The organism is Streptomyces sp. NPDC041205, from assembly GCF_055591765.1.
Genome location: NZ_JBVIZH010000016.1, coordinates 1 through 24734, shown reverse-complemented (window position 1 = coordinate 24734; position 24734 = coordinate 1). Strand labels below are relative to the sequence as shown.

At 71.0% G+C, this 24734-nt stretch carries 22 protein-coding genes and 1 tRNA gene; 11 read left to right on the top strand and 12 right to left on the bottom strand.

What is annotated here, in order from left to right:
• Nucleotides 1-270 precede the first annotated feature (270 nt).
• From ACZ6BG_RS37890 to dnaK, 5 genes are all read right to left on the bottom strand, one after another.
• A complete protein-coding gene (locus tag ACZ6BG_RS37890; protein WP_469010617.1) occupies nt 271-789 on the bottom strand; it encodes a hypothetical protein in 519 nt (172 codons plus the stop codon).
• Between the two features lie 206 nt (nt 790-995).
• On the bottom strand, nt 996-1451 hold the full coding sequence (locus ACZ6BG_RS37885) for a heat shock protein transcriptional repressor HspR (protein ID WP_030362079.1): 456 nt from the start codon (nt 1449-1451) through the stop codon (nt 996-998).
• A 4-nt stretch (nt 1452-1455) separates the two neighbouring features.
• Complete coding sequence (gene dnaJ / locus ACZ6BG_RS37880; protein WP_469010613.1) at nt 1456-2652, bottom strand: molecular chaperone DnaJ; 1197 nt, start codon at nt 2650-2652, stop codon at nt 1456-1458.
• Nucleotides 2653-2736: 84 nt separating this feature from the next.
• Complete coding sequence (grpE, locus tag ACZ6BG_RS37875; protein ID WP_469010610.1) at nt 2737-3474, bottom strand: nucleotide exchange factor GrpE; 738 nt, start codon at nt 3472-3474, stop codon at nt 2737-2739.
• A complete protein-coding gene (dnaK, locus tag ACZ6BG_RS37870; RefSeq protein WP_469010608.1) occupies nt 3474-5345 on the bottom strand; it encodes a molecular chaperone DnaK in 1872 nt (623 codons plus the stop codon). The genes grpE and dnaK overlap by 1 nt, the downstream gene beginning before the upstream one ends.
• Before the next feature lie 319 nt (nt 5346-5664).
• Here dnaK and ACZ6BG_RS37865 point away from each other — a divergent pair, with 319 nt between their 5' ends.
• Nucleotides 5665-7932, top strand: coding sequence for a (Fe-S)-binding protein (locus tag ACZ6BG_RS37865; RefSeq protein WP_469010606.1), 2268 nt, complete (start codon nt 5665-5667; stop codon nt 7930-7932).
• Nucleotides 7933-8061: 129 nt separating this feature from the next.
• Nucleotides 8062-9381 carry an FG-GAP repeat domain-containing protein gene (locus tag ACZ6BG_RS37860; protein WP_469010603.1) on the top strand — a complete coding sequence of 440 codons (1320 nt, stop codon included), beginning with the start codon at nt 8062-8064 and terminating at the stop codon, nt 9379-9381.
• Here the strand turns inward: ACZ6BG_RS37860 and ACZ6BG_RS37855 are convergent.
• The 3 genes from ACZ6BG_RS37855 to ACZ6BG_RS37845 all read right to left on the bottom strand — a co-directional run bounded on the left by ACZ6BG_RS37855 (nt 9374) and on the right by ACZ6BG_RS37845 (nt 11374).
• Nucleotides 9374-9562 (bottom strand): hypothetical protein, encoded by a 189-nt coding sequence (locus ACZ6BG_RS37855; RefSeq protein ID WP_469010600.1) that lies wholly within the window; start codon nt 9560-9562, stop codon nt 9374-9376. The two genes, ACZ6BG_RS37860 and ACZ6BG_RS37855, sit on opposite strands and share 8 nt — an antisense overlap.
• Nucleotides 9559-10032, bottom strand: coding sequence for a hypothetical protein (locus ACZ6BG_RS37850; protein WP_469010598.1), 474 nt, complete (start codon nt 10030-10032; stop codon nt 9559-9561). Before ACZ6BG_RS37850 ends, ACZ6BG_RS37855 begins: the two co-directional genes overlap by 4 nt.
• A gap of 91 nt (nt 10033-10123) precedes the next feature.
• Complete coding sequence (locus tag ACZ6BG_RS37845; RefSeq protein WP_469010843.1) at nt 10124-11374, bottom strand: helix-turn-helix domain-containing protein; 1251 nt, start codon at nt 11372-11374, stop codon at nt 10124-10126.
• Between the two features lie 296 nt (nt 11375-11670).
• Here ACZ6BG_RS37845 and ACZ6BG_RS37840 point away from each other — a divergent pair, with 296 nt between their 5' ends.
• The 5 genes from ACZ6BG_RS37840 (at nt 11671) to ACZ6BG_RS37820 (ending at nt 19672) form a co-directional block, all read left to right on the top strand.
• Complete coding sequence (locus tag ACZ6BG_RS37840; RefSeq protein WP_469010594.1) at nt 11671-13062, top strand: FG-GAP-like repeat-containing protein; 1392 nt, start codon at nt 11671-11673, stop codon at nt 13060-13062.
• 45 nt (nt 13063-13107) lie between these two features.
• Nucleotides 13108-14649 (top strand): FG-GAP and VCBS repeat-containing protein, encoded by a 1542-nt coding sequence (locus tag ACZ6BG_RS37835; protein WP_469010591.1) that lies wholly within the window; start codon nt 13108-13110, stop codon nt 14647-14649.
• 444 nt (nt 14650-15093) lie between these two features.
• The gene (locus ACZ6BG_RS37830) at nt 15094-16602 is read left to right on the top strand and encodes an FG-GAP and VCBS repeat-containing protein (protein WP_469010587.1); all 1509 of its coding nucleotides are present in this window, start codon (nt 15094-15096) and stop codon (nt 16600-16602) included.
• A 397-nt stretch (nt 16603-16999) separates the two neighbouring features.
• Nucleotides 17000-18478, top strand: coding sequence for an FG-GAP-like repeat-containing protein (locus ACZ6BG_RS37825; RefSeq protein WP_469010584.1), 1479 nt, complete (start codon nt 17000-17002; stop codon nt 18476-18478).
• A gap of 126 nt (nt 18479-18604) precedes the next feature.
• Nucleotides 18605-19672 (top strand): Yip1 family protein, encoded by a 1068-nt coding sequence (locus ACZ6BG_RS37820; RefSeq protein WP_469010580.1) that lies wholly within the window; start codon nt 18605-18607, stop codon nt 19670-19672.
• Between the two features lie 97 nt (nt 19673-19769).
• Here the strand turns inward: ACZ6BG_RS37820 and ACZ6BG_RS37815 are convergent, their stop codons facing one another.
• Nucleotides 19770-20267: a phosphoribosyltransferase gene (locus ACZ6BG_RS37815; protein ID WP_468481628.1), complete on the bottom strand. Its 498-nt coding sequence runs from the start codon at nt 20265-20267 to the stop codon at nt 19770-19772.
• An 8-nt stretch (nt 20268-20275) separates the two neighbouring features.
• Nucleotides 20276-20851: a dCTP deaminase gene (dcd, locus tag ACZ6BG_RS37810; protein ID WP_030362097.1), complete on the bottom strand. Its 576-nt coding sequence runs from the start codon at nt 20849-20851 to the stop codon at nt 20276-20278.
• A gap of 647 nt (nt 20852-21498) precedes the next feature.
• Here dcd and ACZ6BG_RS37805 point away from each other — a divergent pair.
• A tRNA-Gly gene (locus ACZ6BG_RS37805) sits at nt 21499-21569 on the top strand.
• A gap of 98 nt (nt 21570-21667) precedes the next feature.
• Here the strand turns inward: ACZ6BG_RS37805 and ACZ6BG_RS37800 are convergent.
• Nucleotides 21668-21976 (bottom strand): hypothetical protein, encoded by a 309-nt coding sequence (locus tag ACZ6BG_RS37800; RefSeq protein ID WP_469010575.1) that lies wholly within the window; start codon nt 21974-21976, stop codon nt 21668-21670.
• A 14-nt stretch (nt 21977-21990) separates the two neighbouring features.
• The gene (locus tag ACZ6BG_RS37795; protein WP_469010571.1) at nt 21991-22779 is read right to left on the bottom strand and encodes a GntR family transcriptional regulator; all 789 of its coding nucleotides are present in this window, start codon (nt 22777-22779) and stop codon (nt 21991-21993) included.
• Nucleotides 22780-22886: 107 nt separating this feature from the next.
• Between ACZ6BG_RS37795 and ACZ6BG_RS37790 the strand changes: the two genes are divergently transcribed.
• Genes ACZ6BG_RS37790 through ACZ6BG_RS37780 form a run of 3 tightly spaced genes read left to right on the top strand, consistent with a single transcriptional unit; the run spans nt 22887 to nt 24181 of the window.
• On the top strand, nt 22887-23294 hold the full coding sequence (locus tag ACZ6BG_RS37790) for an NUDIX hydrolase (protein ID WP_468481647.1): 408 nt from the start codon (nt 22887-22889) through the stop codon (nt 23292-23294).
• Between the two features lie 45 nt (nt 23295-23339).
• Nucleotides 23340-23786, top strand: a complete 447-nt coding sequence (locus ACZ6BG_RS37785) for an ATP-binding protein (protein WP_469010569.1) — start codon at nt 23340-23342, stop codon at nt 23784-23786.
• Entirely contained in the window at nt 23780-24181 is a 402-nt protein-coding gene (locus tag ACZ6BG_RS37780; protein ID WP_469010568.1) for a hypothetical protein, read from the top strand. The genes ACZ6BG_RS37785 and ACZ6BG_RS37780 overlap by 7 nt, the downstream gene beginning before the upstream one ends.
• Nucleotides 24182-24734: the final 553 nt, after the last annotated feature.

The following is a 24734-nucleotide window of genomic DNA, read 5'->3' as shown; positions in this document are numbered from 1 at the left end:
CTCCGCCCCTTGCACCGCAACAAGTTGACGGTAGCGGAGCGTGGGCGAGCCGTTGCATCGTGGTGACGGCGGCAGGGAGCGGCCAGAGCCGTCTCAGGTACTGGAACCGACCGCTCCCCGCGGCCGAGTGGCTCTGTCGTGGTCTCCCCCCGCAGAGTCGCGCTTCCCTAAGGGGTTGCCCCGGTTCGGCTACGCCCCGTGGCCGACCGGGGCGCTCGCGCCTTCGGGGGAGTGAGCGCCCCGTCCCACGGGCGGCCCGGGGTGGGCTGCTCAGGCGTGTGCCGCGCTGCCGTCGGCCCACTCCTGCAGCAGTCGCTCCCGCTCGTCCCTGCGCGGCGAACCGCCCTCGTGCGCGCGGCCCCACGCGGCCATCGCGGCGAGCGTGGTCATGAGGGTCGCGGCGCCCTCGGTGAGGCGGGCGAGCAGGGCGCGCGAGAGGTCGTACTCCTTCTGGGAGTAGCCCGCGGCCGCGGCGACGTACGCCGTCAGCTCGATCTCCTCGTCGGCCGTCCCGACGCACACCGTCATCGTCGGCGCGTCGTCACCGCCGCCGAGGCCCATCGTGAGCGCCATGTCGACGACGGCGCCCACCTGCCGCTTGAGGGACCGCACGGGCACGTCCTCGACGGTGAGCGCGCGGACGTCGTCCCACAGCCACAGGCCGGACTGTCCATGGCCGATACCGGTGATGCCCTCGGAGGTGAGCCGCACCCCGGGGGCGAGCCCGGCCGGTTTCGATCCCACGTACACATCGCCTTCGGCGATCCAGAACAGCCCCACCATGGCCATGGTCTTCCAGCTCCCCCTGTGCCGAGCACAGCGCTCGATTCGATTGCGCGGTCGGGCGAGACGGGCTGGTCAGGGGCGCTCCGCGCCCGGCCCGCGGTGATGAGTGCCTCGCCCCGCCCACTATAAGGAGGCAAGCGACCGGGCCGGGAGTTCCCCATGGGAGCCCCCGGCCCGGACAGAGCGCGGTGCGTGCGCCGGAGCGCGTGTCACGCCTCCGGCGACCTCTTCGGCCGCCACACCACGAGCGCGCTGGTCTGCTGGACGTCCTGGTACGGCACGAGGTCGCGGCGGTACGAGGCGTGCACCGCGGCCTCGCGCTGCTGCATCGCCGCCGCGGCGCCCTCGACGGCCGCCGACAGCTCTGCCACCCGGGACTGGAGCGCCGTGACCTGGTTCTCCAGCTCGATGATGCGCTTGATGCCCGCCAGGTTGATGCCTTCCTCCTGCGACAACTGCTGGACGGTGCGCAGCAGTTCGATGTCGCGGGCGGAGTACCTGCGGCCCCGTCCGGCGGTGCGGTCGGGCGAGACCAGGCCCAGGCGGTCGTACTGCCGCAGGGTCTGCGGATGCAGGCCGGAGAGCTGAGCCGCCACCGAGATGACGTACACCGGGGTCTCGTCCGTCAGTTGATACGGGTTGCGTCGGCGGCCGTCCCGCTCCATGAGGTCACGCTCCCTTCGCGGCCTTGAACAGTTCTGCCCGCGGATCGGTGTCCGCAGTCGCCTTCCGGTACGCCTCCAGCGCTTCCTGGGCCGCGGACGTCAGCGTGGTCGGCACGGCGACCTCCACGGTCACCAGGAGGTCCCCTCGGGTGCCGTCCTTGCGGACCGCGCCCTTGCCGCGGGCGCGCATGGTGCGGCCGTTGGGCGTGCCGGGGGGCAGCTTCAGGGTGACGGGCGGGCCGCCGAGCGTGGGCACCTTCACCTCGCCGCCGAGCGCCGCTTCCGCGTACGTCACCGGCACGGTCACCGTCAGGTTGTCGCCCTTGCGGCCGAAGACCGGGTGGGCGTCGACATGGACGACCACGTACAGATCACCGGCGGGGCCGCCGCGCTCGCCCGGCGCGCCCTTGCCGCGCAGACGGATGCGCTGGCCGTCGCTGACGCCCGGCGGGACGCGGACCTGCATGGTCCGCGAGGACTTGGCGCGGCCGCTGCCGTGGCAGACCTCGCAGGGGTCCTGCGCGATCAGGCCGCGGCCCTTGCAGTCCACGCAGGGGTCGGTCAGCGAGAAGCCGCCACCGCCGCCGCGCGAGACCTGTCCCGTGCCCACGCACGTCGGGCAGACGCGCGGGGTGCCGTTCTTGTCGCCCGTGCCCGAACAGGCCTTGCACGGGGCCTGCGACGACATGCGCAGCGGAACCGTCGCGCCGTCCACCGCCTCCGTGAAGCTGAGCGTGACCTCGGACTCGATGTCCTGGCCGCGGCGCGGCTGCGTCCTCGTACCGGCGGTCGCGCCGCCGCGGTTGAACAAGCCCCCGAAGACGTCACCGAGGCCGCCCCCGAATCCGCCGGCGCCCGTCTGTCCGCCTCCGCCCGGGGCGCCGCCTCCGAAGAGGTCGCCCAGGTCGAAGTTGAACGATCCGCCGCCGGCGCCCGCGGGCCCTGGCCTGAATCCTCCGCCGTTGCCGAAGAGCGCGCGGGCCTCGTCGTACTCCTTGCGCTTCTTGGGGTCGCCGAGGACGTCGTTCGCCTCGGAGATCTCCTTGAAGCGCTCCTCGGCCTTGGCGTTGCCCTTGTTGGCGTCCGGGTGGTTCTCGCGGGCGAGCTTCCGGTACGCCTTCTTGATCTCGGCTTCGGTGGCGTCCTTGGGGACGCCGAGGACCTTGTAGTAGTCCTTCTCGATGAAGTCCTTGGTGCTCATCCCCGACGTCCCTCCTTCCCTGTCATCCGGCGGGCTCCGGCGCCGAGGTCGCCCTCGGCGCCGAAGCCGCCGTCCGTGTCGGCGTCAGCCCTCGTCCGGGCCACCGCTCTCCTTGCCCTTGGCGTCCGCGGTGTCCGCGGCGCCGTCGGCCTTGCTCTCCGCGTCCGCGGGCGCGCTGTCGTCGCCCTCGGCCGCTTCGGACTCCACCGTCTTCACCGTCTGCGCGCCGGGCTGCGGCTCGGCCACCGCCACGCGCGCGGGGCGCACGACCCGCTCGCCGATGCGATACCCCGGCTGGAGAATCGCGACGCACGTCGTCTCCGTGACGTCCGGTGCGTAGCTGTGCATCAGCGCTTCGTGGATCGTCGGGTCGAAGGGCTCGCCCTCCTTGCCGAACTGCTGCAGACCCATCTTGGCGACGACGGTCTCCAGCGCCTCGGCGACGGACTTGAAGCCGCCGACCAGCTCGCCGTGTTCCCTCGCCCGGCCGACGTCGTCGAGCGTCGGGAGCAGCTCCGTCAGGAGGTTCGCCGCGGCGATCTCCTTGACCGTCACCTTGTCCCGCTCCACCCGGCGGCGGTAGTTCTGATACTCGGCCTGCAGCCGCTGGAGATCCGCGGTGCGCTCGGTGAGCGCGGTGCGGACCTGGTCCAGCTGGGCGGTCAGGCCCACGATCTGGCTTGCGTCCCCGGCCGGGGCCGCCGGGCCCTCCTCGGTGGAGGGCCCGGCGGCCTGCGGCGCCTTGTCGTCCGAGGTGGCGCCCGCGGAGGGGACGTCGGGCTGCTCGGCGTTCTCGCCGAAGCCCGGGGTCTCCTCCGTCATCAGGCAGCGCCGCCCTTCGCGTCACCGGGCTTCTCGTCGTCGACGATCTCGGCGTCCACGACGTCGTCTTCCTTGGACATGTTCGGAGCCTCGGCACCCGGAGCGGCACCCTCGGCGCCGCCCGCGGCCTGCGCCGCCTGGGCGTCGGCGTACATGGCCTGGCCCAGCTTCTGGGAGACGGCGGCGACCTTCTCGGCGGCCGTGCGGATGTCGGCGGTGTCCTCGCCCTTGAGCTTCTCCTTGAGCTCGGCGACGGCTTCCTCGACCTCGGTCTTGACGTCGCCGGGGACCTTGTCCTCGTTGTCCTTGAGGAACTTCTCGGTCTGGTAGACGAGCTGCTCGCCCTGGTTGCGGGACTCGGCGGCCTCGCGGCGCGACTGGTCCTCCTCGGCGTACTTCTCGGCCTCTTCGCGCATCCGGTTGACCTCGTCCTTCGGCAGCGAGGAGCCACCGGTGACGGTCATCTTCTGCTCCTTGCCCGTGCCGAGGTCCTTCGCGGTCACGTGCATGATGCCGTTGGCGTCGATGTCGAAGGCGACCTCGATCTGCGGGACGCCGCGGGGCGCCGGGGGCAGACCGGTCAGCTCGAACATGCCGAGCTTCTTGTTGTACGCCGCGATCTCGCGCTCGCCCTGGTAGACCTGGATCTGCACCGACGGCTGGTTGTCCTCCGCCGTCGTGAAGATCTCGGAGCGCTTCGTCGGGATCGTGGTGTTGCGCTCGATCAGCTTGGTCATGATGCCGCCCTTGGTCTCGATGCCGAGGGACAGCGGGGTGACGTCGAGGAGCAGGACGTCCTTGACCTCGCCCTTGAGGACACCGGCCTGGAGCGCGGCGCCGATGGCGACGACCTCGTCCGGGTTCACGCCCTTGTTGGCGTCCTTGCCGCCGGTCAGCTCCTTGACGAGCTCGGCGACGGCGGGCATGCGGGTGGAGCCGCCGACGAGGACGACGTGGTCGATCTCGGAGAGGGCGATGCCCGCGTCCTTGATGACGTTGTGGAACGGCGTCTTGCAGCGCTCCAGGAGGTCGGACGTGAGCTGCTGGAACTGGGCGCGCGTGAGCTTCTCGTCCAGGTGCAGGGGGCCCTCGGCGGAGGCCGTGATGTACGGCAGGTTGATCGTGGTCTCCGTGGAGGAGGACAGCTCGATCTTCGCCTTCTCGGCGGCCTCGCGCAGGCGCTGGAGCGCCATCTTGTCCTTGGAGAGGTCCACGCCGTGGCCGTTGTTGAACTGCTTGACCAGGTAGTCGACGACGCGCTGGTCCCAGTCGTCGCCACCGAGGTGGTTGTCGCCGTTGGTGGCCTTCACCTCGACGACGCCGTCGCCGATCTCCAGGAGGGACACGTCGAAGGTGCCGCCACCGAGGTCGAAGACGAGGATCGTCTGGTCGTCCTTGTCCAGGCCGTAGGCCAGGGCGGCCGCGGTCGGCTCGTTCACGATGCGCAGGACGTTCAGGCCCGCGATCTCGCCGGCCTCCTTGGTGGCCTGGCGCTCGGAGTCGTTGAAGTACGCGGGGACGGTGATCACGGCGTCCGTGACCTTCTCGCCCAGGTACGACTCGGCGTCGCGCTTCAGCTTCTGCAGGATGAAGGCGCTGATCTGCTGCGGGTTGAAGTTCTTGTCGTCGATGCCCACCTTCCAGTCAGTGCCCATGTGGCGCTTGACGGAGCGGATGGTCCTGTCGACGTTGGTGACCGCCTGGCGCTTCGCAACCTCGCCGACCAGCACTTCACCGTTCTTCGCGAAGGCGACGACGGACGGCGTGGTCCTGGCACCCTCGGCGTTGGTGATGACGGTGGGCTCGCCGCCCTCCAGAACGCTGACGACGGAGTTAGTCGTGCCCAGGTCGATGCCGACCGCACGTGCCATTTCAATGCCTCCAGATAACTTCTTGAGTGGAACTGACTCAAGGATGCATCAGGGGTTCCCAGGAGTCAACAGACCTGAGTCACCTCGACTCAACTCTTATCCCCTCCTTACGCGCAACCCAAGGGTGCTGTGCGAGGAGACGCCGCACCCGGGGGACAGGGTTGCGCGACGCCCCGGATAGGGCAGCCTGAGCGACGCAGATCACCGCTTCGCTGGCTACAGTGCGGCGATGTAAGTGGGTAGTCTCAGACGGACTGCATAAGTTACCGCTTAGTAATACGTTGGATTGCCCACCCTCGCAGGCCCGAGGAGCCCCGAAATGCAACTCGCCGCGATCATCGTGTCGCTGGTCCTAATCGCGGTCGGCGTCGCCCTGTTCGGCCGTGCCATCCTGCAGATCTACCAGTTCATGCGGCTCGGTCAGCCCGTGCCCGCGGGCACAAGGACCGACGCGCCCGCCGAGCGCACCCTCACCGTGGCCAAGGAGTTCCTCGGCCACACGCGCATGAACCGGTGGGGCATCGTCGGTGTGGCGCACTGGTTCGTCGCGGTGGGCTTCTTCTCGCTGCTCCTGACGATCGTCAACGCCATCGGCCAGCTCTTCAAGGCCGACTGGATGCTGCCGATCATCGGTGACTGGGCGCCGTACAACATGTTCGTCGAGTTCCTCGGCACCATGACGGTCCTCGGCATCGTGACCCTGATCGTCGTCCGGCAGCTGAGCCGCCCCGACCGGCCGGGCCGCAAGTCCCGCTTCGCGGGCTCCAACACCGGCCAGGCGTACTTCGTCGAGACCGTCATCCTCATCGTCGGCGTCTGCATCTTCACGCTGCACGCCCTGGAGGGCGCCCAGCACCACGTGGACGGTTACGAGGCCTCGTTCTTCATCTCGTACCCGTTCGTCTCGTGGTTCGGGGGCATGGACGTCTCGACGCTCCAGAACCTCACGTACTTCTTCGCGGGCCTGAAGATCGCGACCTCCTTCATCTGGATGATCACGGTCGCCCTGAAGACCGACATGGGCGTCGCCTGGCACCGCTTCCTGGCCTTCCCCAACATCTGGTTCAAGCGCGAGGCCGACGGCTCCACCGCCCTCGGCGAGCTGCTGCCCATGACCAGCGGCGGCAAGGAGATCGACTGGGAGGACCCGGACGAGGACACCGTCTTCGGCGTCAGCCAGGTCGAGCAGTTCTCCTGGAAGGGCCTGCTCGACTTCTCCACCTGCACCGAGTGCGGCCGCTGCCAGTCGCAGTGCCCCGCCTGGAACACCGGCAAGCCGCTCTCCCCCAAGCTCCTCATCATGTCGCTGCGCGACCACGCGCACGCCAAGGCCCCGTACCTGCTCGCGGGCGGCGGCAAGACGATGGAGGGCGAGGAGAAGGCGTCCGAGGAGCAGCTGAAGGACGTGCCCGCGGCCGCCCTCGCGGAGGCCGAGCGCCCCCTCATCGGCACCCTCGAGGAGAACGGCGTCATCGACCCCGACGTCCTGTGGTCCTGCACCACCTGCGGCGCCTGCGTCGAGCAGTGCCCGGTCGACATCGAGCACATCGACCACATCGTCGACATGCGCCGCTACCAGGTCATGATCGAGAGCGCGTTCCCGTCCGAGGCCGGGACGATGCTCAAGAACCTGGAGAAGAAGGGCAACCCCTGGGGTCTGGCCAAGAAGCAGCGCGTGGAGTGGACCAAGGAGGTCGACTTCGAGGTCCCGATCGTCGGCAAGGACATCGAGGACCTCACCGAGGTCGACTACCTGTACTGGGTCGGCTGCGCGGGCGCCCTCGAGGACCGGGCCAAGAAGACCACCAAGGCCTTCGCGGAGCTGCTTCACATGGCGGGCGTCAAGTTCGCGATCATGGGCGGCGACGAGAAGTGCACCGGTGACTCGGCCCGCCGCCTCGGCAACGAGCCGCTGTTCCAGCAGCTCGGCGCCGAGAACGTCGCGATGCTGAACATGGCGTACGGCGAGGATGACGAGGACGAGAGCACCAAGAAGCCGAAGTCGGCGAAGAAGATCGTCGCCACCTGCCCGCACTGCTTCAACACGATCGCCAACGAGTATCCGCAGCTCGGCGGCGAGTTCGAGGTCATCCACCACACGCAGCTGCTCCAGCACCTCATCGACGAGGGCAAGCTGGTCCCGGTCACGCCGGTCGAGGGCCTCATCACCTACCACGACCCCTGCTACCTGGGCCGCCACAACAAGGTCTACACGCCGCCGCGCGAGATCATGGACAAGGTGCCCGGCCTGCGCCAGCAGGAGATGCACCGCCACAAGGAACGCGGCTTCTGCTGCGGCGCCGGTGGCGCGCGGATGTGGATGGAGGAGCGGATCGGCAAGCGCATCAACACGGAGCGGGTGGACGAGGCGCTGTCCCTCAACCCCGACATCGTGTCGACGGCCTGCCCGTTCTGCCTCGTCATGCTGACCGACTCCGTCAACGGCAAGAAGAACGACGGCAAGGCCAAGGAGTCGCTCCAGGTCGTGGACGTGGCGCAACTGCTCCTCGACTCCGTGAAGACGCCGGTGGACCCGGCGGGCGAGGAGGAGTCGGCGGACGCGCCGGAGCCCGAGCCGGTGAAGTAGCCGCCGCGGCGGTACGTGGACGGTGGGGCCGGTTTCGCCTGGGGGCGGGACCGGCCCTTCGTCGTTCGTGTAAACCTGTGGTGCTGTCGTGCACATGAAGTCATCGGGTGACGCTGGGGTGGGTGGGGCATGAGGAGTTCCGGGATACGTCTGCTGGCCGCCGTCGTGGGCGGCGCCCTGGTCCTCGCGGGTTGCAGTGGCGGTGGCGGCGACAGCGACGAGTCCCCCTCCCGTCCGGCGGCCGCCGACCTTGCGAACAAGAGCGCGCCCCAGCAGCCCGTCCCGCGCGGCAAGGGCAGCAAGGTGCCGGACGACTTCAACGGCGACGGCGCCAGGGACCTCGTACTGGACGCGCTCGCCCATCGCGGGCACGGCGACGACCCCGGCATCGGCATCGTCTACGGAAGCCGCCAAAGCGGCCTCGTCCCCGGCGCGCGGCAGTTGCTGAGCGCACGCGCCGACGGGGCCCGTACGAAGGGTGAGTCGCCCGCCGCGTTCGAGTCCGAGGCGTCCTGCGACCTGGACGAGGACGGCTTCACGGACCTCGTCGTGTCGACGGACCCGCCCTACGACGGCCAGGGCCGTCCGCCCGTCCCCCTCCAAATCCTCTTCGGCTCCCCCGCCGGCCTCACCGGCAAGGCCGTCAAGCTCCAGGTGCCCGCGCGGGCCCGCCTCGGCAACGACTGGGCCGACCAGCCGGTGTGCGGCGACTTCGACGGCGACGGCGCGAACGACCTCGTCCTGCACGCGAGCGGCGCCCATCTCACGTATCTGCGCGGCCCGTTCACCCGCAAGGGTGCCCCCGACACTGCGGGCAAGCCGATCACCGCCCCCGGCAACGACCTGGCCACCGGCGCGCCCGCCGTCGACGTCAACGACGACGGCTACGACGACCTCGTCGTCCGCGAGGAGGCACGTGCCTCCAAGGGCAGCCTGGTCCTCGGCGGCCCCAAGGGCCCCACCCGCACCGGCGTCCTCTTCCCCGCCGCGACCGACGTGGCGTTCGGCGCCTTCGGCCGCGCCGAGGACATGGACGCGGCGCTCGCGGCGCCGGGCGGCATCGCCCTGCGGTACGACGTGCCGGGCACCGCCCGCGCCAAGATCGACGTAAGGAACGCGACCGTGTACGCGGGCGACCTCGACGGCGACGGCCGCAGCGAGCTGGTCGTGGGCGGGGGCGGGCCCGGCGAGGTGTGGGTGTACCGGGGCCGCGCGTCCGGCCTCGCCGCCAACGCCACGGCGACGGTGGTGCCCTCCGAGGGCGCCAAGGCCACGGTCCAGGTCCTGAAGGTGGCCGACTTCGACGGGGACCGGCGGGCCGACCTCGTCGTGCGGACGGCCTGGGGGCAGGGCCGGGACCGGGTGGAGGTGTATCCCGGCAGGGCGGGGGCGGACGGGCCGGTGTCCCGGAAGCCGGGGGTCACGTTCTCCACGGCGGGCTTCAGGTAGACGCGGGCCTCCGGTGGGCCCGCAGGGAGGCGCCCTGGGCCGCTTTCCACGCCTTCCGCATACGCACGCCTGTCGTGCAGTGGTCGCCGCCCTCACACGGGCGGCACCCGTACAGATGGCTCATGTAGGCGGCGTAGACCTCCGTCGCGCGGGCGTCGAGTTCGGCCGGGGTGGTGCTCACGGCTCGACCACCTTCAGGGTCTCGGCGGTCATGAGCAGTGCGCTCAGGTGCGCGGTGTCGCACAGGCCGCCGGGGACCGTCGGGGGCACCACCCAACGCGTCAGCATCGACACCGGTTGACCCAGGCGCGGGACGCCGAGGAACGTGTCGGTGCTCAGCCGCTCCTCCGTGCCGCCCCAGGCGGAGTCCGGGGCGATGAGGACGTAGTACGGGCCGTGGCCGCTGCGGATGTCACGGATGACCGGACCCGCGAGCCAGTCCCCCAGGAACGCGGCCACGGTCTGGGCCTCGCTGCTGTGGACGGCGGCGTGGATGCGCGCGGCGGGTACGCGGACCGCGTCGAAGCGACGGCCCAGCGGGAGCAGGGCCACGCCCCGTTCCGCCCACGCCTCGTGGACGGTGTCCGGACGGGCGTCGGCCTCCGCGAGCCAGGTGCTGATCAGTCGCTTGTTGCCTTCGAGCATGGTCATCGGGGCCCTTAAGGTCAGGGTGGTTCGCCTCACGCAAGTGACGTTAAGTCCACCCGAACCCGACTGATGACCGAAATCCGGTCACCCTGTGTCAGACACCCAGAAGGCCGATGCCCACGGCCAGGTCGGCGGCCCGGCGCCTTCGGCCGGAGTGCTTCGACTCGGCCTCCTCAAGGATGATGCGGCGGGCATGGCCGTTGTAGCGGATCGTCTCGGGGGCGGCCTCGTATGCCTTCTGGAGGGTGGCGATCGCCACGTCCGGCTGGCCGTCGAGGTGGAAGCCGCGGGCCTCCTCGATCCGGTGCCTGGCCCGGCGTGGGCGGGACTTGATGACGGACTTGTCCGCGCGGGCCGCCTGCCGTACCGACTCGCCGCCCTGGCGCAGCTCGACCGCCACGGTGACGGCGTGCGCGCCCATGATCGCGCGGCTGAAGCTGGTGACGGGGTGGAAGTAGTCCGCGGGCAGCCGGGCCGCCATGTCCTTGGCCCTGTCCCAGTGCCGCCAGGCCGTGCCGGTGTCGCGGCGGCGGGCCGCGGTGTACCCGAGCTCGAATTCCAGGGCGCCCGCGAGGGCGAGGACGTCGTCGGGGGCGTCGGGGAGGAGGGGTTCGAGGAAGCGGACGGCTTCGAGGTCGATGGCGTCGGCGGCGTCGAAGTGCCGGGGCCCGGTGTCGCGATGGGCCTGCGCCAGGAGCCAGGCGGCCACGCCGATGGCGTGCGGGTCGCCGGAGTCCTGCGCGGCGACCATGCCGCGCTCCGCGACGCGCCACAGCAGGGCGGCGTCGGGCTGATAGGCGAGGAAGAACTGCGACAGCGAGTACGTCTCGGCGAGGCGGGCCTGGGCCACCCGCCGCTCGACGGCCGTCTCGGCGTGCCGTGCGATCGCCCGCGCGTCGCGGATCAGGTCGGGCAGCAACGTGCCGATGACCTCACGGTGATCGGGCGACCGGTGCCGTGCCTTCCAGGCCGCGTGCAGGCGGGCTTCCAGGTGGGCGACGGAGGGCGGTTCCACGGTCGTGGCCAGGGCGAAGTCGTCGACGGCCGCTTGGACGGCGGCGAGGCGGGGATGGCCGGGCCCGGCGAACAGATCCACGTGCGCGTCCGGTCGACCGGTCAGCTCCGCCAGGTCGCGTACGCGCAGCGCCTCGGCGATGCGCAGCACCATGTCGAGCGCCGGGGCCCGCTGCTGGCCGTTCTCGATCTTTCGGAGGGTGTGCACCGAGACCCCGATGAAGTCCGCGAGTTGGGCACGGGTCATGCCGCGGCGCTCGCGCAGGATCTGTACGCGCTGACCGAACCGCAGCGGGTCGGCGTACGGGTCCGGGGTGTCACCTGAGGACATCACGGCCTTGCCCTTCTCTGGACGGCTCGCCACCGCCAGCGTATGGGGCGGGGCCGACCCGCGTGAGCCCTCTGCGGACTCCGCGCACGCGGGGACGTCAGGGGCCCAGGTGCACCCGCCCCCGCGCCCGCGCCCGGCACGAGGCACCCCCGCTCCCCCGAAGCCCCCGAAGCCCCCCGGCTCGCACAACCTTTCCCCCACCCCGCCAGTCACACCCCTCGGAACCCCACACCACCGTTCACCCAAGGTCCACCCCCTGGTGACCCCCCGTGAACCCACAAGCCCGGGAGCCCCACGTGCGCGTAAGAAGCCTGGCCGTCGCGGTCACCACCGCAGCCCTCGCTGCCGGAGGACTGACCCTGCCCCTGGCCGGGACGGCCTCCGCGGCCCCCGCCGCCCTGAAGGACGACTTCAACGGCGACGGCTACCGCGATCTCGCGGTGGGCGCCCCCAAGGGCAACTCGGTGACCGTGACGTACGGCTCGGCGTCCGGCGTGAAGGCGGGCCGCGGCACGACCGTCACGCAGAACACGGCCGGAGTGCCCGGAACCACCGAGTCCGGCGACGAGTTCGGCGAGAGCGTCACCAGCGGCGACGTGAACAGCGACGGCTACGCCGACCTGATCGTCGGCGCCCCCGGCGAGAAGGTGTCCGGCAAGCCCGACGGCACCGTCACCATCGTCTGGGGCGGCAAGAACGGCTTCAAGACGGGCGGCAAGACCCTCACCGCGCCGAGCGCCGACGACCACCGCTTCGGCGAGGCCGCGACGTTCGTCGACATCGACGGCGACGAGGTGTCCAACCTCGCGGTGATCAGCGGCAACCACTGGTGGTTCTACGCCGACGGCAACCCGCAGGACGGCCGCGCGATCCCGCTCGAAACCGACTTCCTGCCCAAGAACGTCCGCCTGGACGACATGACCGCGGGCCACTTCACGAACAAGGACGGCTACACGTACATCCTCGCGGGTGAGCGCGAGGACGGCGGCGCCTACACCGCGTACATGAAGGGCGGCGCCGGCGACCTCGGCTACTGGTCCGGCGTCCTGGCCGAGGGCGACGACCCGACGGCGACGCGCGGCCCGCTCGCCGGGGCCGACGTCAACGGCGACGGCTACGACGACCTGATCACCGGCAACCCGCGCGCGGGCAAGGGCGGTTCGGTCAGCGTCCGCTACGGCGCCGACAGCAAGCTGGGCGCGCCCGTGACGTACACGCAGGACACCGCGGGCGTACCCGGCACGGACGAGGCGGGCGACGGCTTCGGCTCGGCGGTGGCCGCCGGCGACGTGACCGGCGACGGCAGCGCGGACATCGCGGTGGGCGCGCCCGGCGAGCAGGTCGGAACCGTACCCGGCACCGGGAGCGTGACTCTCCTCAAGGGCGGGACGAGCGGACTGGGCGGCGGCAAGACCTGGCACCAGGAGACGGCGGGCGTCCCCGGAGTCGCCGAGAGGAACGACCGGTTCGGGTCTTCCGTACGCCTGAAGGACATCAACAAGAACGGCAGGGCCGACCTGTCGATCGGCGCGCGCGGCGAGGACATCGGCAGCGCGGCGGACGCGGGCGCGGTGTGGGTGCTTCGCGGTACGACGACGGGTCTCACGTCGTCGTACGCGACCTCGTTCAACGGCTCGGACTTCCGCGCGGGCGGCGCGGGTCGGGGCTTCGGCGAGACGCTCCGCTGACATCCCGCCCCAACTCACGTACTTTCTCGGCCACTTGGAGACACCTTGCGCAAGAAGACTCTCTCCGCCGCCGCACTGTGCGCGGCGACCGTGATCGGCGTCGCGGGCCTGTCCGCGACCCCCGCCGTCGCGGCCGAGCCCGCCCCGAAGCCGAAGTCGGACTTCAACGGCGACGGCTACGCGGACCTCGCCGTCGGCGTCCCCGGCGCGACCGTCGGCGGCAAGGCCAAGGCGGGCTACGTGAACGTGGTCTGGGGCGGCAAGAAGGGCCTGGGCGGCCACGGTTCGACGACCGTCAGCCAGGGCAGCGCCGGAGTTCCCGGCACCGTGGAGAAGGGCGACGGCTTCGGGTACGCGGTGTCGCCCGCCGACATGAACGGCGACGGCATCACGGACATCGTCGTCGGCACGCCCGGCGAGGACAACGACTCGGGGGCCTCCGCGGGCACCCTCACCATCCTCTGGGGCGCCAAGTCCGGCATCAAGGGCGGCTTCACGGCCGCCAACGGCAGGTACGCGGGCAACCAGATCGGCGGCCTCGTCACCACCGGCGACTACGACGGCGACGGCGACCGGGACATCGCGCTCAGCACGAAGAACGACGAGAGCGCCGCGATGGAGACACGCCCGGGACCGTTCAGGGCCGGGTCCCCCGCGACCCTGCAGCGCGTCGACAGCTGGCACTTCAGCGGTCCCCGCGCGGTGACGTCCGGGGACTTCGACGCGGACGGCCGCGACGACCTCGCGGTGACGTACGGGGGGATGGAGATCGCGGGTACGGCGGTGTACGGCACGGGGGCGGGGGCTTCCGGGGCTTCCGGCGCTTCCGGGGCTTCCGGCGCTTCCGGCGCTTCCGGCGCTTCCGGCGCTTCCGGCGCTTCCGGCGCTTCCGGCGCTTCCGGCGCTTCCGGCGAGTGGAAGCAGACGTGGCGCGCGGGCGACACCGCGACCTCCCTCGCCACCGGCGACTTCGACGGCGACGGCACCGCCGACCTCGCCCTCGGCGAAGTCCGGCCCAACCCCGAGGCCGAGGAGGGCGACGAGGGCTACTGCGCGGACCGCCTGGGCGGCGCGATCGCCACCGTGTACGGCAAGTCCGGCACCACGCTGGGCGGCGCCGTGTCCTGCACGACCCAGTCCACTCCCCGGGTCGACGGCAACGCCGAGGCCGAGGACAACTTCGGCGCGGCGCTCGCCGTGGGCGATCTGGACCGCGAGGACGGCGACGAACTGATCGCGGGCGCGAGTGCCGAGTCGGTCGGCATCGACAAGGCGGCCGGCGCGTACTGGATCCTGGAGTCCACCGGCACCGGCAAGGAGCTCTACGGCGACGGCCTCAACCAGACCTCCCCGGGCGTCCCCGGCGCCGCCGAGGCGGGCGACCGCTTCGGCGCTGCGCTCGCCGTGGACGACTACAACGGCGACGCCTACCCCGACTCGGCCGTCGCCGCCCCCGGCGAGAACGCCTCGTCCGGCGGCGTCTGGTACGGCACCCCGAAGGACCGTCCGGCGCCGCAGGTGTCGGTGACGCCGACCAAGCTCGGTCTCGCGGGGGCGCGTTCGTACGGGGCGGTCCTCGGCCACTGACTCCCCACCCGCCCGCCCCCCTGGGGCTCCGCCCCAGCCCCCGCTCCTCAAACGCCGGAGGGGCTGTCCCCCACCCACCCGCCCCTTCCAGCCCGTCCGGCGCTTGACGACGAGGCGCGGAGCACCGATACGGGGCGGAGCCCCGGGTTCGGAGAAGGGGTGGGACTGGGGCGCCCCCGCGAGGGCCGACCTCAGCGGACACCGCCGAGGCCCCGTGGGCGCCCGCGCCTCCCCGGCGAGCGCGGGCGCCTCACTCTCACCACCCCTTCATCACTGCCCCACCGCTCCCCCTCCATAACGACACAGCAACTCCTCATCGGCCCCATACAACCCACACATCCCACAACTGGTCTCTCCTAGGCCGAGGTTGAGGACAACGTGCCCACGAACGCGCGCCCAACCCCTGGCAAACACATTCGCCAGCACCGCAGGAGAGACCACCGCATGGCCCAGCTCAAGCGCACCACCTCCCGCGCCACCGCCACCGCCGCCGTTCTGGCGCTGACCGGCGGACTCCTCACGGCCACGGCGGCCACGGCGGCCACGGCGGCCACGGCGTACGCGACCGCCCCGGCGGCCGACGCCCCGCGCGCCGAACTCCCGTCCACCGACGCGGACTTCGACAACGACGGCCGCGCGGACATCGCCGCGTCCACGCCCTTCGCCCACGTGGGCGGCAAGAAGAACGCGGGCGCCGTCGTCGTCACGTACGGGAAGGCGGCCGGTGTCGGCCGCACCAAGGCCTACACGCAGAACAGCCCCGGCGTGCCCGGGACCGCCGAGAAGGGCGACGTCTTCGGCAACGACCTCGCGTACGGCGACTTCGACGGAGACGGCTACGACGACCTGCTGGCCAGCGCGGGCGGCGAGGACGTCGGCAGCGACAAGGACGGCGGCACCGCCACCATCCTGTGGGGCTCGGCGAGCGGCCTCAAGGGCGGCACGACGCTCAAGGACCCGCGCCCCGCCCAGCACGACGGCTTCAGCGAGATCCTCCAGGCCGGTGACTTCAACGGCGACGGAAAGGACGACATCGCCCTCGGCACCGGCACGACGGCGGTCATCGACGTCTTCCGCGGCGGCTTCACGCGCTCGGGCCGCACCGGCGGACACTCCACCGTCAAGGCGCCCATCCACGACGAGGGCCAGAACGGCGTTCGCCAGCTGCACTCCGGGGACGCCGACGGCGACGGCAAGGAGGACCTGATCGTCAACGGCTTCGAACGCGACTCCGCGCAGGGCTACAACGCGAACTTCTGGTTCCCCGGCTCCAGTTCGGGACCGCGCGCGTCCCGTGCCCAGAAGCTCCCGGCGGGCACCATCACCGACCTCGGCGACACCGACAAGGACGGTTACGACGACGTCGTCATCGGCACCTTCTGGGACAGCGGCATCCCGGGCTCGGCCCGCGGCGGCGCGGTGAACATCGTCCACGGCACCAAGAGCGGACCAGCGGACGGCGACCGCCAGAAGTTCACGCAGAACACCGCCGGCGTGCCCGGCAGCAGCGAGAAGGGCGACAGCTTCGGGTACGAGTTCGACCTCGGCGACATCAACGGCGACGGCAACCTGGACCTGGTGATCGGCGCCCCGGGCGAGAGCGTCGACGGCGTCTCGGACTCGGGCGCGGCGACGATCGTCTACGGCGCGGCGAACGGCTCCGGCCTGACCGGCCGCGGCGCGAAGCTCCTCACCCAGAACACGCCCGGCGTCCCCGACTCCGACGAGAAGGGCGACTTCCTCGGCACGGACGTCCACCTGGACGACCTGAACGGCGACGGCCGCGCCGATGTCGTCCTCGGCGCCCACGGCGAGAACGGCGGCAACGGCGCGATGTACCCGCTGCTCACCAAGGCGGACGGCTCCCTCAGGGGCACCTCCGGCGTCTACCTCGGCACGGCCGGCCTCCCCGGCACGGGCACCCCGCGCCTCGGTTCCAACTTCGCCGACTGACACCCCTTCCCCGGCCGGGCCCGCCACGGGCCCGGCCCCTCCCCGAGGAGCCCCCGTGCGCAGGGCGGCCCCGGGGTTCCAGGCACCGACGGGAACGGCGACGCGTGGGGCGAAGACGTCCGGGTCGCCGCGGACTTCAGCGGGACACCGACCGCGACGGCTACGCCGACCGCTACGCGAGCGGGGACCAGGACGACATCCGTCTCCTCGGCTCGCCGTCCGGCGTCACGACCGCCGGTGCGAGATCCCTGGGGCGCGACGGCCTCACCTCCGGCATCCTCCAGCAACCCTCGCCGTCCCTCACACAACTATCCCTCGCCGTCCCTCACACAACCGTTCCCCAACTCCGCGTGTCACACAGGTGAACCCAAGCCACCACCAACGAGTTGGAGCACCTGTGCGCACACGCACCCTCGCCCTGGCCGCCGCCACGGCGCTCGCGGCGACCGGCCTCGCCCTGCCGTTCGCCGCGGGCGCCGCCGCGGACGAGCCGGCGCCGCCCGCCACCGAGAGCGACTTCAACGGCGACGGCTACGCCGACCTCGCCGTGGGCGTCCCCGCCGCCACGGTGGGCGGCAAGGCCAAGGCCGGGTACGTGAACGTCGTGTGGGGCGGGCCGAAGGGGCTGCGGGGCGGCGGCAACGTACGCGTCACGCAGGCCACCGCGCACGTCCCCGGCACCCCGGAGGCCGGGGACCGCTTCGGCGCGGCCGTCGCCGTCACCGACGTGGACAACGACGGGTACGCGGACCTCGCGATCGGCGCGCCCGGCGAGGACATCGACGGGCGTGCCGACACCGGCAGCGTCACCGTCGTGTACGGCGACACGGGCGGCTTCGCCGGGTCCCACACGGCCGCGCGCGGCGAGAAGCCCGAGGACCAGTACGGCAACGCCATCGTCGCCGGGGACTTCACCGGCGACACGGACATGGACCTGGCGATCGGCGGCACCGACAAGGTCGTCGTCAACTACAACCCCCGCGCCGACCGCACCCAGCCCGGCATGGGCGACCGCATGGGCGGCCGCGCCCCCGTCCTGTCCACGGGCGACTACAACGCCGACGGCCGCACCGACCTCGCCGTCGCGTACTACACGAAGCAGCAGCCGTACACCCAGTCCCACGTCATGCTCTACCACTACGACAGCCGGGAGGGCCGCCTCCTCCTCGACTGGGCCAACAGCAACGGCGCCACCTCCGCCTTCGCCACCGGCGACTTCAACGGCGACGGCCACGACGACCTCGCCCTCGGCAACTGCCGCGAGATAGCCGACGAGAACATCGACGACCCGTGCGGCCCCGAGGAGCTGACGAAGGGCGGCGGCGTCCACATCCGCTACGGCGGCGACCGCCCCGACAGCTTCGGCACGCGCAAGCAGACCCTCAACCAGGACACCCCGGGCGTCCCCGGCATCGCCGAGACCGGCGACGGCTTCGGTGAGGCCGTCACCGCCGCGGACGTCAACGGCGACGGCCGCGACGACCTGATCGTGGGCGCGCCCGGCGAGGCCATCGGGTCCAAGAAGAACGCGGGCAGCGCCACCGTCCTGTACGGCGGCAAGAAGGGCATCCTCGACGCGGACGACGAGATCGGGGACGGCACGGCCAACGGCTACGCGTTCCAGCAGGACACGTACCAGATCCCCGGCACCGCGGAGACCGGCGACCGGTTCGGCGCGGCGCTCGCCACCGGCGACCACGACAAGGACGGCACACCCGACCTGGCCGTCTCCGCCCCCGGCGAGAACGCCTCGGCCGGCGGCGTCTGGGCCGCCCCGGGCGCGCTCCCGCCCGGCACCACCGCCCTCACTCCCAACTCCCTCTCCCTCCCGGCCACTTCCACCGCACTGGCGTACGGAAGCGTCCTCGGGCGCTGACCCGAGCCCCTGACCTGGGGTTGTCCCCTCAGGGTCCCCCTAGGGGTTGTCACAGCTCAGCCGCAAACCCGCTCTCCTCCACAGGACGGACGACCGCACCCCGCCAGACCAGGTACGTTCGATTCCGTGGCTGGATTCAGGATCGGACGCGGCGGCCGGGACAACCGCGCACAGCAAGGACCCCGACAGGGCCCGCCCCAAGGCGGGCACCCCGGTCAGGGCGGTCACCCGGGGCCGCACCAAGGACCGCGGCAGGACCCGTACGGACAGCAGGCCCCCCAGGGCGGCCAGCCGTCGTACGGGTACCCGCCCGCGCCCGGCGGCGGCCGCCCGGCCCCGCAGCCGTACGGGGGACAGCCGCCCTACGGCGGCCCGGGCCCCGGCCAGTACGGCGGCGGGCAGCGCGGCGGCCACGGGGGCGGCGGCCAGCACCACGGCGGAGCCCAGCAGTGGCCGCAGCCCCCGGGCGGCCAGGGCGAGCCCGAGTACTTCGGCGGGCACGGCGGTCATGGCGGCCAGGGCGGTCACGGCGGCGGCCACGACCCGTACGCCGCCAACAACCCCGGGCACACCCAGGCCTTCTCCCTCGGCGAGGACCCGTACAACGACGGCGACACCTACCGCGCGGGACAGGCCCCCGCGGGCCCCATCGGCCCGAAGCTCCCCTGGAAGGAGCTGCTGCGCGGCATCGTCTTCCGCCCGGCCCCGACCTTCCTCCAGATGCGGGACTACGCGATGTGGGCCCCGGCCGTCATCGTCACGTTCCTCTACGGCCTGCTCGCCGTCTTCGGCTTCGACGAGGCCCGCGAGGACGTGCTGAACGCCACGCTGTCCACGGCGATCCCGTACGTCATCACGACCGGCGTCGCGATCTCGCTCAGCGCCTTCATCCTCGGCATCGTCACGCACTCCCTGGCCCGCCAGTTCGGCGGCGACGGCGCCTGGCAGCCGACGGTCGGCCTCTCCATGCTGATCATGGCGATCACGGACGCCCCGCGCGTCATCGTCGCCCTGTTCCTCGGCGGCGGCAACGGCTTCGTCCAGCTCCTCGGCTGGGCCACCTGGCTCGCCGCGGGCGCGCTGCTCACGCTGATGGTGAGCAAGTCCCACGACCTGCCGTGGCCGCGGGCCCTCGGCGCGTCGGCGATCCAGCTCCTGGCGATCCTGTCGATCATCAAGCTCGGTACGTTCTGACGCTTCCGTACGAGGCGGTACGCAGCGAAGGGCCCCGGCGAGCACAAGCTCGCCGGGGCCCTTCGCGTACGCATCCCGTACGCACGAGAACCGCCCGCTACGCGTCGAGAACCTGCCCCTGCCGCTTCACGACCGGCGGCTCGACACTCCACGGGAAATTGATCCACTCATCGGTGCGCTTCCACACGTACTCGCACTTCACGAGCGAGTGGGACTTCTCATAGATGACGGCGGAGCGCACCTCGGCGACGGTGTCGAGGCAGAAGTCGTGGACGAGCTTCAGCGTCTTCCCGGTGTCGGCGACGTCGTCGGTGATGAGCACCTTCTTGTCGGAGAAGTCGATGGCGTTGGGGACGGGGGCCAGCATGACCGGCATCTCCAGGGTCGTCCCCACCCCCGTGTAGAACTCCACGTTCACCAGGTGGATGTTCTTGCAGTCGAGGGCGTACGCGAGCCCGCCCGCGACGAAGACGCCGCCGCGCGCGATGCTCAGCACGATGTCGGGCTCGTACCCGTCGTCGGCGATGGTCTGCGCCAGCTCGCGCACGGCACCGCCGAACTTCTCGTACGAAAGGTTCTCGCGAACGTCACTCATGGAAGGGCTCACACCTGGGTTCGATGGAAGTTGAGGAAGGAACGGGAGGCGGTGGGTCCGCGCTGGTTCTGGTAGCGCGACCCGTAGCGCTCGGACCCGTAGGGGGACTCGGCGGCGGAGCTCAGCCGGAACATGCACAGCTGGCCGATCTTCATCCCCGGCCACAGCTTGATGGGCAGCGTCGCGAGGTTGGACAGCTCCAGGGTCACGTGACCGCTGAATCCCGGGTCGATGAACCCGGCGGTGGAGTGGGTGACGAGCCCGAGCCGCCCGAGGCTGGACTTGCCCTCCAGGCGCGAGGCCAGGTCGTCGGGCAGGGTGATGACCTCGTACGTGGAGGCCAGCACGAACTCCCCGGGGTGGAGGATGAACGGCTCGTCGCCCTCGGGCTCCACAAGCCGGGTCAGATCCGCCTGCTCGACGGACGGATCAATATGCGGGTAACGGTGGTTCTCGAACACCCGGAAGAAGCGGTCGAGGCGCACGTCGATGCTCGACGGCTGCACCATGGATTCGTCGTAGGGATCGATCCGGACCCGCCCGGCGTCGATCTCGGCCCGGATGTCCTTGTCTGAGAGAAGCACGCACCGAGGATACGCAGAGCGCGCGGGACCGCCCCAATCGGACAGACCCGCGCGCCTCGGGTACGGGGCGTGCTCGCCCTCCCCCGCCCGCTACCGCTTCTGCAGCTCCACCGGAACCGCGTGCCGCAGCCGGGCACAGCGAGGACATCGGATCAGCCGACCGGGGCCGAGCCGGTCGGCCTGCTGCATCGGGAACGAAGCGGTGCTGAACACGTGCCCTTCGGCACAACGGACGACGGTGCGCTCCATCAAGTCCTCGAGTCCCTTCCCCAGAGCCGTATGCAAGAGCCGTATGCGAGAGCCGTCCACTCATGTCATGAACGGAGGCCACTTCCGGCCTTCCGGCCGACGGCGAAAGCCACATTACGGGATGAAAGGGACGTCACTCCAGGCGGCACTCCGGCTCATCCGGCCCCCCGCACGGCGCCCTCACAGAACCCCCACGGAGCCCTCCGGCCGACCCCTCAGCCCACCACCCCGGGCACCCCCGGGCCCCCGAGGCGGCCCCTACCGTACGCCCCAACTCCCTTCGCCCGCAGTCACGCAGAGCCCACGCAGCGCAGCGAGGCCTCGACGCGGCGGCGCCCGGGGTCCGGGATGGGGTAGAGTGTGCGAAGCTACGAAACCGGTTCAACCGGGAGCGTCGCGCGGGTGTAGTTTAGTGGTAGAACATCAGCTTCCCAAGCTGAGAGTGCGAGTTCGATTCTCGTCACCCGCTCTTCTTCGAACCCCCGGGTCATGGACCCGGGGGTTCTTTGCCGCCTAGGGGTTCTTTGCTTCCCGGACCGGTTGGGCACACCCTCGGCCACCCGCCGCTCACCACCGAAACCGCGCCTTCCCCTCCCTGATCCGGATCATGAACCTCGTGATGGCCTCTCCCTGCCCGAGCGGGACCAGGACGAGCCCGGCCTCAAGGATCCGCCGGTCCGCCGCCAGGGCAGCGTCCTTGTCACCCCGCGCCCAGGCGTCGTGCGAGGCATCGAAGAGGGGACGCATTGCGGACCATGCGGGTCCGGGCTCGAAGACGCAGTCCGTCCAGAACATGTCGATGGCTTCCATCCGCAGGGTCCCGACAAGCTGGTCCCCGCGCATGAGCTGCCAACTTTCCTCGGGCAACTGGGTCATGAGGCCTCCTCAGCTCAGGTGGCCGGGAGTTGGTAGGAGAGGACGTAGGCGTCTGCGGCCATGACGGTGTCGCAGACTTCCACGGCTCGCCCTTCGGTGTCGTACGCGGTCCGGATCAGACAGATCACGGGCACTCCGGGTGCGAGTCGCAGTGTCTTGGCCTCGGTGGGTGAGGGCATGCGGGCGCGGATCTCTTCCTCGAAGTGGTTGAGGTGGTGGCCGAGTTCTTCGAGGCGGGCGTAGATGCCGCCGGGGCCGGGGTTGGGTTCGGCGATGGGGGTGCCGCGGGCGATGTCGGCGGGGACATAGGAGGTGGCGTACTCGACGGGCCGCCCGTCCAGCAGGTACCGGCGCCTCCGTACGAGCACCTTTCGTGCCGAACCGAGCCGGGTGGAGATGTCCTGGCTGGCCTTCTCCTCCTTGACCTCCAGGCTGTCGACCTGGGGGTGACCGCCGGCCGCGTCGGCTTCGACGATGAACGCGGACTTGCCCTGATCGCGGTGGCGGCGGGCGAAGCGGTCGGAGGCGAGGCGCCGCACGGGTGGCCGCGGTCGTACGAAGACGCCCTTGCCGTGCTCGGCGTGCACGAGCCCCTCCCCCTGGAGGAGGGAGAAGGAGTGCCGCACCGTCATCCGGGAGACCCCGTAGTGGTCGACAAGCTCAGCTTCGGAGGGCAGCTTCTCGCCTTCCCTGAACCGCCCACGCTCGATGGCCTCGCGCAGCTGATCGGCGATCTGCCGGAACACCGCACGATCGCTCCTGGGATCGACCTCGCCGAGGTGGCCGGTAGGGAGTGAAGTCACGCGTACTCCTTTAGATATCTAGACGAGTGGCCGAGTGCCGTTGCTACGGTGGAGAGCCTAGCCAGCCGAGAGGGCCGAGGAACGTGAGCACTGACCGCCCCCATTCCGTGAGCGTCGCCGGAGTCATAGTCGACGACCAGGGGCGGGCCCTGCTGATCCAGCGCCGCGACAACTGCCAGTGGGAGCCGCCGGGTGGCGTCCTCGAACGTGAGGAAACCATTCCCGAGGCCCTCCAGCGCGAGGTTCTCGAAGAAACCGGCGTCAAGATCGCGCTTCCCGCGACCCTGACCGGCGTCTACAAGAACATGACGGGCCTGATCGTCTCCCTGGTCTTCCGTTGCGAGGCCGCCGACGGCACGCCCACCACCGGCGAGGAGACCCGCGCCCTGCGCTGGGCCACCCGCGAAGAGGTCACCCAACTCGCCGACGAGGCGTACGCGATCCGCGTCCTGGACGCGCTCGACGCGACGACCCCACCGGCCATCCGCGCCCACGACGGCGTGAAACTCGTATAGCCGAACCCGCTGCACATGGCGGCCTAGCAGCACGAAGGAACTTGTATGCACGAGTATACGAGCACGACCAGCGTTGCCCGGGTCTGGGGACTCACGTGCCCAGGTCTCCCCGAAGAGGTCAGCCGGGCCCGCCGCTGGACCCGCGACATCCTGGGCTCCTCACCTCTCGCGGAGGACGCCGAACTGATCGCGAGCGAGCTGAGCGCGAACGCGATCCTGCACACGGCCAGCGGCCGGCCCACGGGCAGCTTCCACCTGGCTCTGGCGGTGTCGCCCCAGGTCATCGCCCTGTCAGTCACGGATGGCGGGGCCGCGGGCGGGACCGCACCGAAGGTCGAGCACCCCGACGAGGAGGCGGTCCACGGCAGAGGTCTGGGGATGGTCAGCGCCCTTGCTCACCGGGTGGTGGTGCGGAACAGCGACGGCGCACACACGGTGACGGCGGAGCTGTTCACTTCACCGCGGCCGGGGCCGGGGGAGCATCCATGCTGAGCGACGACGGCCTAACCGGCGGGTTCTGGTGCGAATGCTGGGCGGAGGACCTCGCGGGGTCGGCCCGACCGACAGTGAGGACATCCTTCGGCGCGTACTCCGCGACCCAGGCGGACGGCTGGCTCCCCACGGCCCTACGAGCCATCACAGCGGAGCTGAACCCCGCTGCGCCCAAGGAGACTTGGGACTGGCTCTACGAGAGCCGCATCGACACCCGCCGAGCCCTCCTGCGCTCGGAGCCGTGCACGGTGTCGGTGACCTACGCGAGCACCCGCATCACGTGGACGGTGCACCCGGTGCTCTTCCTGCCCCTCGCGGACGACCACGAGGCACCTGAACTCCCAGCGGGTTTCCACGACTTCAAGCCGGGCACGAAGCCCCACGCACCCGACTGAGTTACAACTTTCTCTACTGGTTCAAGGCGGCTCGCTCCGCTCACCGCGCGCGGCCCGGCCCCCGGCCGAGCCTGCGCTCCTGTCTCCGCCCCGCTCCAGCCCGGCCGCGGACCGTGCCGCGCGCAGGTGGATAAGCCGAGAACGGCAAGTGGAGTACCGCGCGGTACGCGGTCGAGGTAAGAACCATGCCTCCGGCGGGGGATCGGCCAGCACCGGGATGGAGGGGGCGCCGTTCCCGGCCGCGGGCGCATCGTGGCGAGCGGGGTGAGTGGTGGGTTGAGACAGCGGTGATAGTGGAGAGCCAGAAAGCTAGATCAAGGACGCTCTGCACTGCTAGCGCGGTAGCTACACGCAAAGGAGATCGATCAGCGATCTCCTGATCTTCCTATTCCTGTAAACATCACTCGCGCGACCGCCTGGTCCTTTAGCATCGATGCCCATCAGTCTGGCGATGGGGGTTACTGAGCCTGAACTTGTGAAGTCGCCTCGGTGATGGATAAGCCGGTTCCGGCGAGGCATCCGTCGATGAGGTCACTGCGGTATTGGATCGTGC

Excerpts from the sequence above, each read along its gene's own strand:
- ACZ6BG_RS37850 (WP_469010598.1), bottom strand. The coding sequence starts at position 10,032 with ATGACCATGCTCGAAGGCAACAAGCGACTGATCAGCACCTGGCTCGCG.
- ACZ6BG_RS37815 (WP_468481628.1), bottom strand. The coding sequence starts at position 20,267 with ATGAGTGACGTTCGCGAGAACCTTTCGTACGAGAAGTTCGGCGGTGCC.
- ACZ6BG_RS37890 (WP_469010617.1), bottom strand. The coding sequence starts at position 789 with ATGGCCATGGTGGGGCTGTTCTGGATCGCCGAAGGCGATGTGTACGTG.
- ACZ6BG_RS37845 (WP_469010843.1), bottom strand. The coding sequence starts at position 11,374 with ATGTCCTCAGGTGACACCCCGGACCCGTACGCCGACCCGCTGCGGTTC.
- grpE (WP_469010610.1), bottom strand. The coding sequence starts at position 3,474 with ATGACGGAGGAGACCCCGGGCTTCGGCGAGAACGCCGAGCAGCCCGAC.
- ACZ6BG_RS37800 (WP_469010575.1), bottom strand. The coding sequence starts at position 21,976 with ATGACCCAGTTGCCCGAGGAAAGTTGGCAGCTCATGCGCGGGGACCAG.
- ACZ6BG_RS37785 (WP_469010569.1), top strand. The coding sequence starts at position 23,340 with ATGCACGAGTATACGAGCACGACCAGCGTTGCCCGGGTCTGGGGACTC.
- ACZ6BG_RS37865 (WP_469010606.1), top strand. The coding sequence starts at position 5,665 with ATGCAACTCGCCGCGATCATCGTGTCGCTGGTCCTAATCGCGGTCGGC.
- dnaJ (WP_469010613.1), bottom strand. The coding sequence starts at position 2,652 with ATGAGCACCAAGGACTTCATCGAGAAGGACTACTACAAGGTCCTCGGC.
- ACZ6BG_RS37830 (WP_469010587.1), top strand. The coding sequence starts at position 15,094 with ATGGCCCAGCTCAAGCGCACCACCTCCCGCGCCACCGCCACCGCCGCC.
- ACZ6BG_RS37860 (WP_469010603.1), top strand. The coding sequence starts at position 8,062 with ATGAGGAGTTCCGGGATACGTCTGCTGGCCGCCGTCGTGGGCGGCGCC.
- ACZ6BG_RS37885 (WP_030362079.1), bottom strand. The coding sequence starts at position 1,451 with ATGGAGCGGGACGGCCGCCGACGCAACCCGTATCAACTGACGGACGAG.
- ACZ6BG_RS37780 (WP_469010568.1), top strand. The coding sequence starts at position 23,780 with ATGCTGAGCGACGACGGCCTAACCGGCGGGTTCTGGTGCGAATGCTGG.
- dnaK (WP_469010608.1), bottom strand. The coding sequence starts at position 5,345 with ATGGCACGTGCGGTCGGCATCGACCTGGGCACGACTAACTCCGTCGTC.